The sequence below is a fragment of the Microbulbifer magnicolonia genome (assembly GCF_035117725.1).
In the GTDB taxonomy this organism is placed as follows: Bacteria; Pseudomonadota; Gammaproteobacteria; order Pseudomonadales; family Cellvibrionaceae; genus Microbulbifer; species Microbulbifer magnicolonia.
The window spans coordinates 578,477-595,130 of sequence record NZ_JAYEFD010000001.1 but is presented as its reverse complement, the minus strand read 5'-3'; the positions used below and the strand labels follow the sequence as shown (position 1 = coordinate 595,130).

Below are 16,654 nucleotides of genomic sequence, written 5' to 3'. Positions count from 1 at the left end.
TATTCGACATAGCCTGTAGAGACCTGTAGAATGGGTTTCTCACTGAAAACCCGGACTTCAGGCTTACGTATGGCTATCCCCAAACCCGTCCCGCTGTATCCGACCTATGCTGAGCTTAAGGACTTCAGCTTTAACGACTATCCAGACCTCCGGGGCTTCCTGGAATCTGGCGAGACCTGGTGGCAGGCACACTGGCGCTGGGGCCAGGAGTTCCTGAGCTACACGGGCCGCAACAAGTCCGAGCATACCTTTACACGCTTCCGCAATGAGACCGAACGCTTCCTGTTGTGGGTGTTCCTGGTCAAAGGCACACCCACGGAGCGATTGCGCAAGGCCGATATCCTCGAGTATGCGGATTTCTGCTGGCAGCCGCCGGTGTCCTGGATCTGCCTGGCCAACCACGAGAAGTTCCTGTTCAACAACGGCCGGTTTATTCAAAACCCGTCCTGGGCGCCGTTTAAGCTCAAGCAGCCCAAAAATAGCGATAACCCAGACTCAAAGCCGGATAAAAGAAAGTACAAGCCATCACAGCAGACCTTGGCTGCCACGTTTACTGGGATCATTGCTTTCTACAAGTATTTGATGAACGAGGAATATCTGTATGGAAATCCCGCTCAAATTGCCAAACCAGATTGTCGCCATTTTATCAAGGACGCTCAGGTTAAAGAAGTTCGACGGCTGACCGAAGCCCAGTGGCAATATGTGTTTGATGTCGCATTGACCATGGCCGAAGAAGACCCAATCTATGAGCGAAGCCTGTTTGTAATTTGTGCGCTCAAGACGTTATTTCTACGAGTTTCAGAGCTGTCCGAACGCCCGCAATGGACTCCAATCATGAGCCACTTCTGGCAGGATTCGGACGGCAACTGGTGGCTGAAAATTTTCGGTAAAGGCCGGAAATTGCGTGATATTACTGTTCCAAATAGTTTTGTCCCACTCCTTAAGCGATACCGCGCCTACAGAGGCTTAAGTCCGTTGCCGGCTTCAAGAGAAAATCAGCCCATTGTAGAAAAAATTCGCGGACAAGGCGGTATGACATCTCGACAGATCACTCGTATTGTTCAGCAAGTTTTTGATCGTGCTTACGAGGAAATGCGATCCACCGAAGGTGAAGACAGCGCCCGTAAGCTAAAAGAGGCTTCTACACATTGGTTAAGACACACTGGCGCCAGCATGGAGATTGAACGTGGCCGTGCACTCAAGGATCTTTCCGAAGATTTAGGCCACTCAAGTATGGCAACCACCGATACTGTATACGTACAGACTGAGAATCGCATACGCGCGCAAAGCGGAAAAAGTCGCGGCGTCAAATAGCAGGGAAGGTATATTGCGAAACCGAACTCAAGCAGATCTATAAAATGAGTCACCGAGTATTGCCGATTCTTTTCTTGTTGATCACATTGGTATTCCCGGGGACAAGACGATCGTCATAGTGCTTGGAAAAATAGTAGGCGCCATTGAAAGCGAGGAACCAGGCGAGCCTACCATTCGGCCACCGCCTGACCTGAATCTCTCCGAAGTTCGCGTGGTTAGCAAGACTGAGATAAGCGCGCCAGAGCGTACCGGTATGGCGGTCGTATGAACCGAAGAGATACTCACGCTCGTCTGCAAAGGAAAGATTACTAAACAGTAACACCGACGACAGCTTGACTTGGCATCCTTTGTCAATTTCCCAGGTAGTGCCGCTATACCAATAACTCAGCGCCTGAAAGATACCTCTTGAGGATTTCCCGTGAAAGCCCTTGTCAGTCCTAGGGTCAAGGAATTTTACTTCGACACCCATGTACTGATCGGCAAACCCGGCGCGCTGTAGGATCGGCTTAGGCCGGATTACAAAGTCAATCCGGAGATTTCTTTGCTCGCGATCAATATAGCCGAGGCCGTCAACTTCCTCGAAAATCTCAAACCAACGGGAAAATGCCCTCTTGAACCAGTGCGCCAAATCTAGCTCCGAAGACCATCGACTTTCAAGTGCGTCGATATGCGCAGCTCGCTGCTTAACCAGATAACTGTGAAACAACCGGTTGATTTCACAATCAGTGTGTTCAGCTCTAAAGTCCTCGATCGTTTGGTTGATCTGTCTCGAAAAAGCATCGTAGAGATCGACGCTGGGTGGGCGCGAAGGCAGCGCGGGGCGGCTATTGGCCCGTATGTAGTGTGATGGTATTTACCTGACACCTGGCCACTTTTTAAGCGGTGGCCATGGTGCCTCCATTGGGTTAAAAGATTAATCGCCAAACCAATCTTTTACTCAGGAGAATCACCATGGCCACACAAGCGAAAGTAGCACGTCGCAAACTGTCGTTGCTAGAGCTGGCACATGAACTGGGGAATGTTTCCAAGGCCTGCAAGGTCATGGGCTACTCCCGCCAGCAATTCTACGAGATCCGCCGTAACTACCAGACTTACGGCTCTCAGGGGTTGATAGATCGGCTGCCGGGGGCGAGGGGCCCTCACCCAAACCGAGTAACCGACGAGGTAGAAAAAGCCATCCTGGACTATTGCCTGAAGAACCCAACCGAGGGTTGTCTACGAGTGGCCCAAGAACTCTCACTTCAAGGCATACAGGTAAGCTCCGGTGGAGTCAGAGGTGTCTGGGTTCGCCATAACCTCACGACCAAGCACGAGCGGCTATTGCGGCTGGAAAAGACCAGCTCTCAATCGGGCTTTCACCTCACAGATTCCCAAGTCAAAGCGCTCGAACGCTTCAGTCCTGAATTCCGCGAAAGACACATAGAAACGCGGCATACAGGTGATTTAGTTGCTGTAGACACGTTCTTTGTCGGCGTATTGAAAGGCGTCGGCAAGATCTACCTGCAGTCTGTCATTGACTGTTACAGCCGCTATGCCTGGGGCCGTCTCTACACCAACAAGATGCCGGTTACTGCCGTCCATGTTCTGAATAGTGATGTGCTGCCATTCTTCGAGAAACATCTAGCAAAAATCAGCACTATCCTGAGTGACAACGGCCGCGAATTCTGTGGTCGTTCGGACACCCACCCCTATGAACTATTCTTACAGTTGGAGGGGATCGAGCACCGGAAAACTAAAGTGCGGCGTCCTCAGAGCAACGGCTTCGTAGAGCGACTTCACCGAACACTTCTCGATGAACACTTCCGTATCAAGGGAAGGGAGAAGTGGTACGAGTCCCTGGCAGAAATGCAGAATGATCTGGATCAGTATCTGCTCAAGTACAACGAGAAACGGCCCCATCAGGGCCGCAACATGAACGGTCGAACGCCGTATACGATGTTTAAAGCTGGCTTACCTAAGCCAGGAGGAGAGAAGAAGAGCACACCGGCAGCAGCCTAAGTTATCCACAGATCCTAGGAGGCAACTGTCAGGTGAATACCCTCACTGTACAGCCCGTACCCTCCTCATCTCTTCCAGAAACCTAAATTTGACACTGGAATAGAGTTCACCAACTTCCTCATCAAACGGCAGCGGCTGTATAGAGACCCCTTTCTTGGATACCTCACTGCCCACGGCCTCGCCGCAGATCAGACATTGATAGGCGTAAGCCGTCCCCTTACCTTTCTGTCGCTCTCTCAATTCGAGGTGAGTTCTGCAGTCATGCTCAAGGTCTTCAATGCTGGCCGCATTGGCTATGAAACTCGCACCGATAGGATTTGCCATGTGGTATTACTGTACTGATTCCCGTAACTCTTTTTGGTATGAATCCCAAAGTTCAGTTTCGTGCCTGTGTAATCTCGCAATATTAATAAGGATGGAATTAGCTTGATCTGGTAATTCCCAGCAATATCCCATGACTATGTTCTCATACCACTCCAACTCGGGTGGAGGGCACCAATTATCATCTTCCGTTCCAAATGGTGCTGGTACATGCGTGAATGATGACCAGTATCCTCCACGAGACAAATTATGAGAAATTCTTTTTAGTGTTGCATTTGGGTTATCTTCAACAATAATCTCGTGCTTGAGAAAGCAATCTTTTTTCTGGGTCATGAATAACCCCACTAAATAGCCTGATTGTCACATGTCAGGCAATTTACTATATTTTCTGACATGGGTCATCCACCATAACCGCAAAATTGATTCGTGAGCGCTTCGAGGATAAGCGTTCACTTTGTCATTCAAGATCCCCTTCAAACTGGACGTCACAATCGCCACACAATATGTGTAGCTTTGGTCTTCCATACACAATGACATCACAACAAGGGCATTGATAACGGATGCGAGTCTTTCTTCTAGGAGCTTCCAGGATCTGGAGATTGCTTGGCAACAATGAACTGACCGTTGGGCCTGTAGAAGTGAATGGGTATCCTTGATCTAAAGGTGATACTTCGAAGCCATCTTCGGATTGAACATATTCACCAGAGTTACCACTCTCTTCAATGTGCCTATCCAGCAGCGCCCTATTAGGTTTTGAATTAGGGTTGGGTCCTGCAATTACTGGCTCAAATAATCGAGGCAGAGCTTTTCTGTCAAGCCAAGCCAAGCCAATTTCACGGTCCGCTTCAAGCTCCTGAAAGACTTTCAGAAAGCTGCCGTCCTCCAGGATGTAATCCCCCATAAACTGTCCAACTATATTCCCACCGGGCTCACCTGTTGAACTGGGCATCAAACCCACCTCAATCATTTTTTTCGCCCATTCCACATTGTGGTAGTACTTACGCCCGGGGCTCCCGTGGAAATGTTGCCAGCAATGAACCATTTCATGGACCAATGTTTGCATGACTTCAATAAGTCGTGAGCTAGCTATATAGGATGGATTGATCGCTATTTCACTCACAATCTTGCCGTGTACATCACTCCAACGATCACCAGTAAAGTACCCCATTACTCCGGGTTTACGTTGCACTGTGAAAATGACAGGAGGAAGAGATGCATCAAATAACCGCTCGTTAAATCGATCATATGCGACTTGTAGAGATTGATAGAGTTCTGCAGTAGGATTCATCGACTGAATTTTATCAAGTAAGCGATACAATTATCGCATCTTATAAGATATTGGAATTAAAAATCTTCATTTTATTCCATAAATACAATTTTACTGTTGTGTACACTACAGTAAAATCTATATTTTGTTATTAGAATATATTTTTTTATAACCAAATAGAATTAATGGCTTTGCTGGGCCAAGGAAGGGGCTACCAAAATAACATGAGTTCGAAGCAGGAGCACATACTCCCCCCATCCCGGCAAAAGGCTTGGGACGCACCTCCAAAACTCGATTTGCGGCAACGAAGCGTTTTTACGTGTGATTCGATTACCCAGCGGGCACTTAGGAAGATAACTCGCGAGGATTACAAAGTCGGCTTTCTTCTCCAAGTCATTTACTTCACGCGAAAACGTCAATTCTTCAACGTATCAGAGTTTCCAGTAGAACATATCCGTGCAGCTAGAAAAGCTCTATCTCTGAAGTCGACCAAGGCTTCGTTTGACTACCCCACAGATGTCGCTTCCCGGCACAAGAGTAAAATTCTAAAGCAATATGACTGGCAAGCTTTTGATGCGAGTTTCAAGGCAAGGTTTAATGATCTTGCGAATTCCCTAATTGATAAACGTCGCAGAAAATCTGACATCGCGGATTGTTTATTGGAGTATTGCCTGGAGCAACATCGAGAGGTCCCTTCATTTACCACTGTCCGAGAAACTATTCAACATGGATACCGAGACTACGAGGAAAAGCTCGCCACAGAAATCCGTACTCACTTGTCAGATGCGCAACAACAGGTTCTAAATAATCTAGTCTCGGAATCTGACGAATTTCTGCTGCATCGTGATGTCAAACGTATCAAACAGGGAAGCCAACTCAATCACTGCAAGTTAAATGGGAGAATATTGCAGAAATTTCATGATTTGCATACTGAGTTTTTACCTGTAATTTCGGCCTTATACCTTACCCAGGAGGCAACAGAAGATCTCGCTATTTGGGTAAAACAAGCGACCACCACTCAACTCCGAAAGTTTCGAAATCAGGATCGCCGGAACTTACATTTACTGGCATATCTACAGTACCAGCACTTTCACCGTTCAGATGCCGCTGTAGATGCGGGAAAAAAGATCGTCACACAGCTTTTAAATCATGCTAGGGCCTATCAAAATAGAGAAAGTGATAAGCACGAAAGTGAATTCTTAGACGCAGCGGCGGCTATAAGTAATGTTGCTCGCAACAGTAAAGAACTGATCAAGAAAATCATCGATATAGCACGATCAAACAAATTATCAGATCGGGAGAAGGTACGTAAAATTCTAAAATTAGCTGAATCGCTCATGCTTTCAGACATTGAAGATGTCGACGTCACCTTGCAGGCTGTCGACACCGACATAATAAAGCGTCGCCAGAAGTTTGACTACTATAACTTTATATTTTCAAGATCCAGCTCAATTCAGAAATCACTAGGCCCGCTTTTGAGGCCGCTGGTTTTTGAAAGCTGCTCAAGCCCGGAGCTCCTTTCGGCGATAACAGCATATCAGAAAGGTCTGGATAAGATTTCCGATACAACTCCAATGAAATTTTTAACAAAGTACGAGCGTGATCTAATCTGCCGAGAGGACGAGTTTTCCGCTATTGGAAAGTACAAAGCATTACTAATTATCCGCGCTTTCGAGGGGTTTAAAGATGAATCTTTGACTCTAAAGTACAGCTACAAGTACCGACCTACAGAGTCTTATTTTATGCCATCTGAAATATGGCGAAAATCTTTCGATGAGATTCTTATTTCTACAGGCTTGAATGAATACCGTGACCCTGAGAAATACTTGGATTCGATTGGAAAAACCGTGACAGAACTCTTTAAAACGGTTAACCATCGAATCGATAGCGAAGAAAACACGTATGTAAAATTTAATAAAAACGGAACTTGGTCAGTCGACACCCCAGCAACGGACTTTTCAACTGATCAGTTTGTCTCTCAGCTCATGGGAGAAGAAGCAAGCTTTAGTCTTTATCAAATCATCCACCAAATAAATACGTACACAAATTTTACCGAAGAGCTAGAGCATCGCACAAAACGATTTGCCAATGAGGAGTTTATGCTGTCGCATGCCTATGCGGCACTCATGAGCTTGGGTACAAATATTGGCCACAATCATATGGCCAAGGCATGCCAAGAAATTTCTTTAAAGCAGCTTAGAGATATTGAATCTAATCGCTTTTCTGTGAATAACTTAAAGAAAGTAAATGAGAATATAGTACATCTAATTAAGAGCTTGTCACTTCCAAAAGTATATTCTGGTGACGATGGGAGATTACACACCTCTAGTGATGGCCGCAAGATTGTAGTGGCTGTAGATTCACTGATGGCAAATTTTTCATATAAATACTACGGAAAAGATAAAGGAATTAGTGCAAACGCTTTTATCGATGATCAGCAGATTTTCTTTAATGTCAACGTTCTAACATCTTCAGAGCGCGAAGCTCCATATATGCTAGCCGGGATTGCTGAATCCAAGCGTACTCTTTACCCGGAAACCAAACTAAAGAAGGAAAATCACTTACATTCTACAGATACGCATGGATATACAGAAGCGATATTTGCTGGCCTACATTTTTTGGGAGTAACTTTTGCCCCAAGAATAAAATCCGTACAAGGGCAAACGCTATACTCTTATGAAAATGAATCACTAAAAAAGAATAGTAAGTTTAGAATCGGCCCGAAGACCAAGCTAAATAGAAAACTCATTATTAAGCGCTGGGATGACATTTTACGGCTAATGGCCAGCATCAAAATGAACTATGTCTCCGCAAGTGATATTTTTCGAAAACTATCATCAAGCTCAAGAGATACTGAATTGTATCGAGCTGTTAAAGAGTTTGGCCGACTACTTAAAACACACTTTATATTGACTTACGTAGATGATCTGGAGTTGCGTCAAGTAATTGAAAAGCACCTCAGCCGAATCGAACTGGGCCAAGGCTTGTCAAGGTCAATTTTTCACGGCCGAGGTAAACGGCTATATGTTGGCTCAAAAGAAGAGATTGATAGAGTTTTACTCTGCAGCACAATACTTCAGAATATTGTGATTGCATGGAACTATCTCTACTTGTCTGATTATTTGCTTTCTATCGATGATGCTGAACAGCGCCAGTCTATCGCTGATGGTATTTCTAATGGCTCAGTTATCAGTTGGGAGCATATCAATATGCTAGGTAACTTTGATGAGCAACTACAGGGGCCGGCCTTCTTGGCAACCCTCCAGGAAATGCGAAATATCAAACTCCGTACGTAACTCGCAACTACTTAACCTTGATCTCTGTACGGCTCATCCTCCTTCTTGCTGGAGGTGATTCAATAAAAAAACCCATATATATCAATACGTTAAGAGGGCTTTGTGCAATGTTTCCCTCGATTTTGTCAAATAGCCATGCCGCCCCAAAATGCCAAACATCAGATTTAACATAATCTATATTATGCGCACATGAACAGTATGGCGGTACCGACGCAAACGGCCGGCCCCTGGTTACGTCGAACTCCAAATTCAATATGGAAATTGTCTTCCACGTGGACCGCTGGAGGTATATCCGGCGTGAGATTAGCCCTCAACCGCAGATGCTAAACCTATAGTTGAATTTTCGACCGCCTGGCGGCTGTGACTAGCCACCACTCCAAATCAAGAAACTTAAGGAAGAATACCGTGAAAAACTTTCTGCGCTTTACGGCACTCGTCCTCTGGCTACTGCCGCTTGCGGCAAGCCTCGGCGCGCAGGCGCCATCGGTACAGGAGGCGCGGGAAATCGCCCGTGATGCCTACATTTACGCCTATCCGCTGGTGATAATGCACCTCAGCCGGCAAGTGGCAACCAATGTGGAAAAGCCGCAATTTCCCCTGGGTCCAATCAACCAGCTGGCCCACGCCCGGAGCTTCCCCGATGCCAGCATGGACATCATCGCCAGCCCGAATGCGGACACCCTCTACAGCTCGATGAATTTCGATGTATCAAATGAGCCGCTGATCATCACCGTGCCCGACTCCGGTGGGCGCTACTTTCTGCTGCCCTTCCTCGACGAGTGGACCGACGTCTTCACTGTTCCCGGCAAACGCACTACCGGTACCCGTGCCCAGACCTTCGCCATCGTCGGCCCGGGCTGGGAGGGCGAGCTGCCGGCAGGTGTTACCCGCTACGACAGCCCTACGGCCTCCGGCTGGATGGGCGGGCGCGTGCAGACCAATGGCAAGGCGGATTACGAGGCCGTGTACAAGTTTCAGCAAGGGATGAAGGTGGTTCCGCTCAGCGCCTACGGCAAGCCCTATACGCCGCCGAAAGGCGCTGTCGACCCCAAATGGGATATGAGCCCGCCGGTGGACCAGGTGGCAAAGATGGACGCGGAAACTTTCTTTTCGCTGTTTGCCGAAGGCACCAAGAGCAATCCTCCTCATGCGCATGATTACCCGATCCTCGACCGCATGAAGCGTATCGGCATAGAGCCCGGTAAGAGTTTTTCTCTGGACGACCAACCGAATGCTGTCAGGGAGGCTCTTGAAGCGGCACCAGCTGAAGCCCTGCCGAGAATAGTTGCGGCCTGGAAAATGCCCGGTACTTCTGTCAATGGCTGGAACATCAACCTGACCGGTATGGGCAATTACGGCACCAACTATCTGCGTCGGGCAGCAGTTGCCTATGGCGGTCTGGGGGCCAATGTCCCCGAAGATGCCGTCTACCCCACCACTTTCACGGATGCAGACGGAGAACCCCTGCGAAGTGACCGGCGCTATATCGTGCACTTCGACAGGGGCCAGTTGCCACCCGTGCGCGCCTTCTGGTCCCTCACCATGTACAACGACCGTCAGCTGTTCGCCGACAACCCCATAGATCGCTTTGCGATCGGCGATCGGGACAAACTCGAGCTGAACCCGGACGGTTCACTCGATCTCTACATTCAGCGCGAATCACCCGGCCCGGAAAAGGAATCCAACTGGCTGCCCACACCAGCGAGCGGTGATTTCTCCCTGATGATGCGCCTCTACTGGCCAGCCCTCGAGGTCCTCGACGGCTCCTGGGAACCGCCGCCGGTCAAGCGGGTGGACTGAGCACCAGGGGCCGCACTGTGCCCGCGTCACAGGCGGGATGATTGCACCCCGCTCAGGCTTGGTGCCCTCCCCTCCGGGCAGCGGAAACCACCTGAGTGTCCCACACACCGACCAGCGCCAGGATCGCGGTGGAGACAATAGCCACCGCAGCCAAGCAACCGCATCCTGAAATTCCGACTCGACTGCGATAAACATGCTGCCATAAATTCAAATATATTTGCCCCAGTCGACTGCCGGGCGAGATCGCCAGCGACCTGGTCGCGTTGGGGTGACAGCTTTGAAAGGCAGGGTTCTGGACAATTTTCACTGTCGTTTCCGTTGATGCGGAGAACGCGATATGAACGACGCCGGCAACGTTTCGATCGGCCAGCATACGCCTGTCCATTTATCGTTTTTATAAATACGAACATATGCCTGCGATGCAGTTGCGACAAGCGACTTAACAACTAGGGCTATCTCTAAATATCAATGCGTTAGATTATCTGGTTTGACGTATTGGCCCGAATTGCTCAGTACCCGCATAATGTGCCGCTGTCCCCGCGCTCGCGGCGATGCAAGCGAATAACGAAAACTGGATAATTTGGGGGAATGGCGCCGTGAATCTGGCCCTTCGCTTCCTGCTCACCTTCATCTTTGCCCTATTCCTACTGCCGCTGACGGCCTGCGACGGAAGTCGGAGCCGCGCCGCGGAGGTGCGTGCGCAGGACGACGGCAGCTATCTGTTCACCGCGGCGGACGGCCGCCGGTTGCGGGTGCGCGCCTACGGCGAGCATATGCTGCGCCTGCAGAGCGCGCGCGCCGGCGAGGACTTCTTTGCCGACGACCGCTACGAAATGGTGGAGCGCCACGACTGGCCGAGCCGGCTGGCCCTGAGCGAGAGCAAAGGCGAAGTGCGGCTCGGCACCGCCGAAGGCTTAACGGTGATCGTCGACAAACAGAGCCTGGCTGCGCGTTTCGAGGAGGCCGGGCAAGCGCTGCTCGCGGAGAGCGCGCCGGTGAGCTGGCGGGACAACACCATCGCCACCCGCTTCACCTACGATCCTGCCGAGCACTTCACCGGCCTTGGTCACGGCTATTTTGCCCGGGCGGAGAGCCTGGATCTACGCGGCAGGAAAGTTCGCCGCAATTACGGCAGCAGCCACCTCGAGCAGGCGCCGCTGATCGTGCCTTTCTACCTGTCCAGCAAGGGCTACGGGGTATTTCTTAACAGCACCTTCGCCAACACGTTCAACTTTGGCGAGGACAGCAACTACGGCTTCGCCATCGACGACAACGGTTTCGGCGGGCGCATGGACTACTTTTTTATCGCCGGCCCCAAACTCGGCCAGGTGCTAGACCGCTATACACAGCTCACCGGCCGCCCGCGCCTGCCGATGAAGGCGATGTTTGGCCTGCAACTGTCGGACAAGGGTCATGACCACAACTCGGCCACCCCCTCCGACGAGCAGTGGTGGCGGCGCAAGGTCGCGGAACACCGCGCGGCGGGCTTCCCGCTGGATCACCTGGTCAACGACAACCGCTGGCGCGCGGCCGGCGGGCAGCGCTGTGTGTCCAAGCTGGCTTGGGACCCGGAGCGCTACCCGGACCCTGAGGCCTACGGTGCGTGGTTAAAGGCCAAGGGGCTGGTGATGACCCTGGATTTCAACCGCTGTATCGCGCAATTCAGTGACGGTTGGAAAGCGGCGTTCAATCTGCCGGAGTCGGACAATATCGATTTCGCCGACAGTGCACCGGACCTGACCAATGCGGAGTTCCGCCGCTGGTTCTGGGATATCTTTTACCGCACCGCATTCGATCCGGCCCTGGGCTATCCCGGCGAGGCGCTGTGGATCGACGAGTTCGACGAGCAGGGCGCGGCGCCGTTGGATATGGTCCTGGCCAATGGGCGCAGCTCTGCGGAGATGCGCAACTACTGGTTCTTCCTGATTGCCAAGGCGCTGGTGCAGCAGGGCTGGGACAAGTCCGGCATCGAGCGCCGCCCCTTCGTGTGGGTGCGCGGCATGACTGCCGGCGCCCAACGCTATGCCACCCTGTGGAGCGGCGATATCGAGCCCAGTTACAAAGACATGCGCAGCCAGATCCGCGGCATGCAGCTGGCGGGATTGTCAGGCTTCCCGTTCTGGGGACACGACGCCGGCGGTTTCCACGACTGGGAGCGCGGCCTGGGTCCGGATGATCCGATGTATGTGCAGTGGTCCATGGCCTACGGCAGTTTCGCCCCCATTTGGAAACCCCACGGCATGGGCCAGTCGCGCTGGCCGCTGGACCGGCCGCAGAGCGTGCAGACATTCGCGCACTACTACGCGCGCCTGCGCTATGAGCTGATGCCCTATCTATACAGCGCTGCGCACCGCGCCGCCGCGAGCGGCCTGCCGATGGCACGCCCGATGCTGCTGGCATATCCCCGCGAGGAACAGGCGTGGAAGCGCGACCTGCAATACCTGTGGGGGGACGATTTCCTGGTGGCCCCCAACACGGCAGACGATGGCGAAGTGGAAGTCTGGCTGCCCGAGGGCGGCTGGGTGGACTACCACAGCCGCGCGCCGATCGGCGGCGGTCGCGTGCTGAAAGTGCCCGCGCCGCTCGGCACCCTGCCGCTGTTCGTCAGGCAGGGCGCGGTTATACCCAGGCGCGACTACGCGCTGAGCACCGCGTTTGTCGACAAGAGCGTGCTGCTGCTCGAGGTTTATGCCGGAGCCTCCGGCTGCGGCGAGCTGATCGAAGACGACGATGTCAGCGAGGGCTACCGCAAGCGGGGCGAAATTCAGCGCACCGCGCTGCAGTACGACCAGCCGAGCCGCACCCTCACCATCGGCGCCGCCGAGGGCAGTTATCGCGGCGCGCCCACCGAACGCAACTACAAAGTGCGGGTGATCGGCGATCCGGCGTTCGTCTGCGCCGAGATCAACGGCGAGAAACTCAGCGCGCGGACGGACGGCGACAATGCCCTGCTACTCGACCTGGGCAGATACCCACTGCGCGAAACACTGCAGGTGCGCGCCTGTGACCCGCCAATCCTTCAGGCTCGCGACTGATTTAGCGCGCTGAGAGAATCCGCACGGGTTTTTTCAGCAATCCATTTGCCCGGCGCCGGCGGGCATGCGCTCCATGTACCGGCTATTGCTCCGACGCGCGGCGGCGTCGCTGCTCGCAGAATTTGTGGCAGGAACAGGCCCGCTTAATTGTTCTTGTATTACTTGGCAGAGCGGCGACATTTCTCGAATTGATGTGGTGGAAAACGCACAAGCCCAAGTTCTACGATGTGCATCTTCCAGAAGGCAGATTCAAATCCCATGCCGCACTATTGGAAGATATTCCCAGCCTGGGCGATCATCGTGACCAATAGCGAGCATAGATAATCCATTGACAGCTGAGCCAGGCCGACCAAAACGCAAGCCCCCTACCCTAGATCTCGCCTGGCGCGCAGCCGGCCAAACATAAATACTTATGTGTCATCGATATCCATTTGCACTTCCAGACCCTGAACGCGGCGAATCAGTGACGGCTTGACGATGCGGTGCAGGCAATGATCGCGAACGATTGCGGTCAGCCCCTTTGTGGTGTGCAGCGTGGAAATGTATTCCCTGACCCAGCTGCGCGCGTCAGCTTCAGAATTGAAGTCCGCAGAAACCAGTCTCCACAAAAATTGATCCAAACTGATGGAGACTCGGGTCGAGTCTGCATTTTTGCCGTCGATAATCACTGATGCCACGATGAGACCTCGCATAAGTATTTATGCGAATACTACATAAGTATTTATGTGGGCAACACATAATTATTTATGCGGCCGGCACATAAGTATTTATGTGCCTCGGGCGCTGGTGCTTATTTTTGCTCTCACCGATCAAGCTCCCTGCAGTCGCATCCGTGTGGTTCGCACTCTGGTTAGTCTACCTGATCTTCGTGACCCGCCACTTCCCAAGGATTCAGACCTCTCGGTAGATCCCATTCTGGCAATCGTGCCGGCATTGAATCTATGTGCCTGGGGCGGTAACCGGAAAGCCCGATGAAGACGAGGAGCCCTTCCTCTACGCAAACTTATCTGGCCATCTATCAGCTGTTTGAACGTGCGCGCTCGGCACGCCGAATACGCGTGATCAAAATCGGCCTTGAAAAATACAGGTTATTTATGCAGCTTCGGAAAGTCGAAGAGGCGGACGGTACCGCAGGATTCAGCCAGTTCACACCAGCGAGTAATCTTCAAGCCTATATGCAGCACGGCGGCGGTGGGGAACTTGGGCAGCCGCTCGTGGGTAAGGTAATAACCCAAGTCTTCGAGCCCCGGATTGTGGCCGATCACCATCAGGTGTTTCCAGTCGTCGCTCTGTTGCTGCAGAAGGCGCAGCAGCGACTGGTAGCTGGCCCCGTAAAGTTCAGACAGTACCAGTAGTTTATCGCCATCCAGCTCCAGCGTGTCGGCCAGCACCTCTGCGGTATCGAGCGCCCGAACAGCGCCGCTGCTCAGCAGCCGGTCAGGCAGCAGGCCCAAGTCGCGCACTCGCTGCGCCATGGCCGGCAGGTCGCGCTTGCCACGCTTGTTGAGCGGACGGTGGAAATCATCCAGGTCGGGGTTGTCCCAACTGGATTTGGCGTGTCGAATCAGCGTGAGCTTCTTCATGGGAGCGTTCGGTTTGTGTGTTGCCGTTGCAGTATTATTGGTCAAAAAATCCGGAAGCGACTACTGGCGACAGCCGTTCGTTGCTGCCGTCCGCGAACAATTGGGCCCGATTCGATCTGGCGATTCTTTGTGCACCTCGCTGGGCTCTGGGATGGCCGCGTAGTCGCTCCCGGGTTTGTTCCCGTTCCACACATGCTGTATAACCGTACAGCTATCAAGCCCCGACAGAGCTCTTCGACGCACCGCTTGAAATATCCATTCCAATAGCGGCAGTTGCGAAATGAGCTCGGGAACCAATCACAAGCGACTACACAAGCAACTACACAATCGACTAGCAGTACCGTATGACCGATCCCGTTGAACTGGCACCGGATTATTACCTGGCGAACTTCGTCGCCCTCGTCGACTTCGTGATGGCGCGGTATGAATCAATGCTCTCAAAGGGAGAGCGGCAGTTTTACACCGCGTTCCGCGCACTGGACATCAACAGCCAGCGCCTGTATGTGCGGCTGCTGTCGCGCAAGGGGGTGCCCTCCTCAGTGGGCGCCCTATTCCGTCAAAGCAAGCTCATTTACGCCGAGATTGATGATCTACCGCAAGCCGCAGACCGGTTGGTAACGGCGGGCTTACTACAGCGCGATCCGGTATTGCCACTGGAGGAAGTCCTGCCGCTGTTCAGCAAGGCGGAGTTGCTGGCCGCCAGCCCTGTTTCCCTGCCCCGCACCCTCAAGCGCCCGGCGCTGGAGCTGGCACTGCTGGAGCAGCACTCAGAGCCAGCGGTGCTGTTGAACGCACTGCTGGAGACGGAATCCTTGCTGGCGATACAGGCCGCAGCGCACTTTGAAACGTTCAAACTGTGCTTTTTTGGCAACCTCAACCAGGATCTGACCGACTATGTACTGCGGGACCTGGGGCTGTACCGTTACGAAAATTACCCACTGGATCCACAAAGCCTCCCGTTCCAGAGCCGGGCGCAGATTGAACTGCACCTGCGCTATTACGACTGCCTGGCGCAGCTCGACAATGCGCTTGAGACTGGAGTGGACGCGATCCTGGCACTGGCCGGGCGGCTGCCCGCTTTCGGCGCTGGAATCGAGGGCGATGCCACCCTGCTGCGCCGCCTTGACCGCCTCCGTTTGACGCTGGCGCGACAGCTGGAGCGATCGGACGCACTGGAGGCGGCCGACCAGCTGTACCGGCACTGCACGCGCCCACCGGCCCGCGAGCGCCGGGCGCGGATCGCCGTCAGGCGCGGCGATATAGACACCGGCCTGGCCCTGTGCCGCGAGATTCGGGCGGCACCCCACAACGAAGCCGAGCAGGTATTTGCTGAAAGCTTTGGCTACCGCACTGCCAAGAAAGCGGGACGTTCGGAAGGCTGGGAGCCGCCGGCCGGGTACCAGCCGCCGACCCAAACCGCAGTACTGCCGCAGGCTCCGGAACGGGTGGAATTGCTGGCGGCAGCGCACCTGCAACAGGCCTCTCCCGGCGCGGCGGGGGACCGGTGTTTTTACGTGGAAAACTGCCTGTTTAATGGCGTGCTGGGGCTCTATGTCTGGGACATCCTGTTCGCGCCGGTGCCCGGGGCATTCTTCAATCCGTTCCAGGTGGCGCCCAGCGACTTTCGCACACCCGACTTCTATCCACTGCGCCGGGCCGCATTCGAACAGCGCCTGGCCGAACTGGACGGCGACAAGCTCGCGCGACGCGTGTGGCAGCACTATCGGGACAAACAGGGCATTGCCAATCCGCTGGTGGCCTGGGACGCGCTGCCGGAAGCACTGCTGGAACTGGCGCTGGCCCGCATTCCCGCGGACGACTGGCGACGGCTGTTCCGGCGCCTGCTGAGCGACATCGAACATCACCGCGCCGGCCTGCCGGATCTGATCCTGTTCCCGGCAGCGGGCGGCTATGAGCTGGTGGAAGTAAAGGGCCCCGGCGATCGCCTGCAGCAGAACCAGCTGCGCTGGCTGGCCTTTTTTGCCCGACACCACATCCGCCACCGCGTCCTGCATGTGGAGTGGCTGCAGCCTTGAGCGA

General features: G+C 53.1%; 12 protein-coding genes. 6 read left to right on the top strand and 6 right to left on the bottom strand.

The window, feature by feature from the left end:
• Nucleotides 1-30: 30 nt before the first annotated feature.
• On the top strand, nt 31-1,314 hold the full coding sequence (locus RRF64_RS02615; protein ID WP_323844267.1) for a tyrosine-type recombinase/integrase: 1,284 nt from the start codon (nt 31-33) through the stop codon (nt 1,312-1,314).
• Nucleotides 1,315-1,363: 49 nt separating this feature from the next.
• Here RRF64_RS02615 and RRF64_RS02610 read toward each other — a convergent pair whose 3' ends face one another.
• Entirely contained in the window at nt 1,364-1,942 is a 579-nt protein-coding gene (locus RRF64_RS02610) for a hypothetical protein (protein ID WP_323844266.1), read from the bottom strand.
• A 323-nt stretch (nt 1,943-2,265) separates the two neighbouring features.
• Between RRF64_RS02610 and RRF64_RS02605 the strand changes: the two genes are divergently transcribed.
• A complete protein-coding gene (locus tag RRF64_RS02605) occupies nt 2,266-3,312 on the top strand; it encodes an IS481 family transposase (RefSeq protein ID WP_323844265.1) in 1,047 nt (348 codons plus the stop codon).
• 42 nt (nt 3,313-3,354) lie between these two features.
• Here RRF64_RS02605 and RRF64_RS02600 read toward each other — a convergent pair whose 3' ends face one another.
• The 3 genes from RRF64_RS02600 to RRF64_RS02590 form a co-directional block, all read right to left on the bottom strand.
• The gene (locus RRF64_RS02600; protein WP_323844264.1) at nt 3,355-3,636 is read right to left on the bottom strand and encodes a hypothetical protein; all 282 of its coding nucleotides are present in this window, start codon (nt 3,634-3,636) and stop codon (nt 3,355-3,357) included.
• Between the two features lie 6 nt (nt 3,637-3,642).
• Nucleotides 3,643-3,966, bottom strand: a complete 324-nt coding sequence (locus RRF64_RS02595; RefSeq protein WP_323844263.1) for a hypothetical protein — start codon at nt 3,964-3,966, stop codon at nt 3,643-3,645.
• Between the two features lie 124 nt (nt 3,967-4,090).
• A complete protein-coding gene (locus tag RRF64_RS02590; RefSeq protein WP_323844262.1) occupies nt 4,091-4,951 on the bottom strand; it encodes a SprT-like domain-containing protein in 861 nt (286 codons plus the stop codon).
• Nucleotides 4,952-5,124: 173 nt separating this feature from the next.
• On the opposite strand from RRF64_RS02590, the gene RRF64_RS02585 reads away from it, so the two are divergent.
• From RRF64_RS02585 to RRF64_RS02575, 3 genes are all read left to right on the top strand, one after another.
• A complete protein-coding gene (locus RRF64_RS02585; RefSeq protein ID WP_323844261.1) occupies nt 5,125-8,196 on the top strand; it encodes a Tn3 family transposase in 3,072 nt (1,023 codons plus the stop codon).
• Nucleotides 8,197-8,601: 405 nt separating this feature from the next.
• Nucleotides 8,602-9,996 carry a DUF1254 domain-containing protein gene (locus RRF64_RS02580; protein ID WP_323844260.1) on the top strand — a complete coding sequence of 465 codons (1,395 nt, stop codon included), beginning with the start codon at nt 8,602-8,604 and terminating at the stop codon, nt 9,994-9,996.
• 596 nt (nt 9,997-10,592) lie between these two features.
• On the top strand, nt 10,593-13,031 hold the full coding sequence (locus RRF64_RS02575; RefSeq protein ID WP_323844259.1) for a glycoside hydrolase family 31 protein: 2,439 nt from the start codon (nt 10,593-10,595) through the stop codon (nt 13,029-13,031).
• Nucleotides 13,032-13,441: 410 nt separating this feature from the next.
• Here the strand turns inward: RRF64_RS02575 and RRF64_RS02570 are convergent, their stop codons facing one another.
• Nucleotides 13,442-13,639, bottom strand: a complete 198-nt coding sequence (locus tag RRF64_RS02570) for a hypothetical protein (RefSeq protein ID WP_323844258.1) — start codon at nt 13,637-13,639, stop codon at nt 13,442-13,444.
• A gap of 480 nt (nt 13,640-14,119) precedes the next feature.
• The gene (locus tag RRF64_RS02565) at nt 14,120-14,614 is read right to left on the bottom strand and encodes a SixA phosphatase family protein (protein WP_323844257.1); all 495 of its coding nucleotides are present in this window, start codon (nt 14,612-14,614) and stop codon (nt 14,120-14,122) included.
• Nucleotides 14,615-14,958: 344 nt separating this feature from the next.
• Here RRF64_RS02565 and RRF64_RS02560 point away from each other — a divergent pair, with 344 nt between their 5' ends.
• On the top strand, nt 14,959-16,650 hold the full coding sequence (locus RRF64_RS02560) for a VRR-NUC domain-containing protein (protein WP_323844256.1): 1,692 nt from the start codon (nt 14,959-14,961) through the stop codon (nt 16,648-16,650).
• Nucleotides 16,651-16,654: the final 4 nt, after the last annotated feature.

What these genes read in the sequence shown, in the direction of transcription:
- RRF64_RS02615 (WP_323844267.1), top strand. Translation starts at nt 31, where the DNA reads ATGGGTTTCTCACTGAAAACCCGGACTTCAGGCTTACGTATGGCTATC.
- RRF64_RS02605 (WP_323844265.1), top strand. Translation starts at nt 2,266, where the DNA reads ATGGCCACACAAGCGAAAGTAGCACGTCGCAAACTGTCGTTGCTAGAG.
- RRF64_RS02600 (WP_323844264.1), bottom strand. Translation starts at nt 3,636, where the DNA reads ATGGCAAATCCTATCGGTGCGAGTTTCATAGCCAATGCGGCCAGCATT.
- RRF64_RS02595 (WP_323844263.1), bottom strand. Translation starts at nt 3,966, where the DNA reads ATGACCCAGAAAAAAGATTGCTTTCTCAAGCACGAGATTATTGTTGAA.
- RRF64_RS02585 (WP_323844261.1), top strand. Translation starts at nt 5,125, where the DNA reads ATGAGTTCGAAGCAGGAGCACATACTCCCCCCATCCCGGCAAAAGGCT.
- RRF64_RS02565 (WP_323844257.1), bottom strand. Translation starts at nt 14,614, where the DNA reads ATGAAGAAGCTCACGCTGATTCGACACGCCAAATCCAGTTGGGACAAC.
- RRF64_RS02560 (WP_323844256.1), top strand. Translation starts at nt 14,959, where the DNA reads ATGACCGATCCCGTTGAACTGGCACCGGATTATTACCTGGCGAACTTC.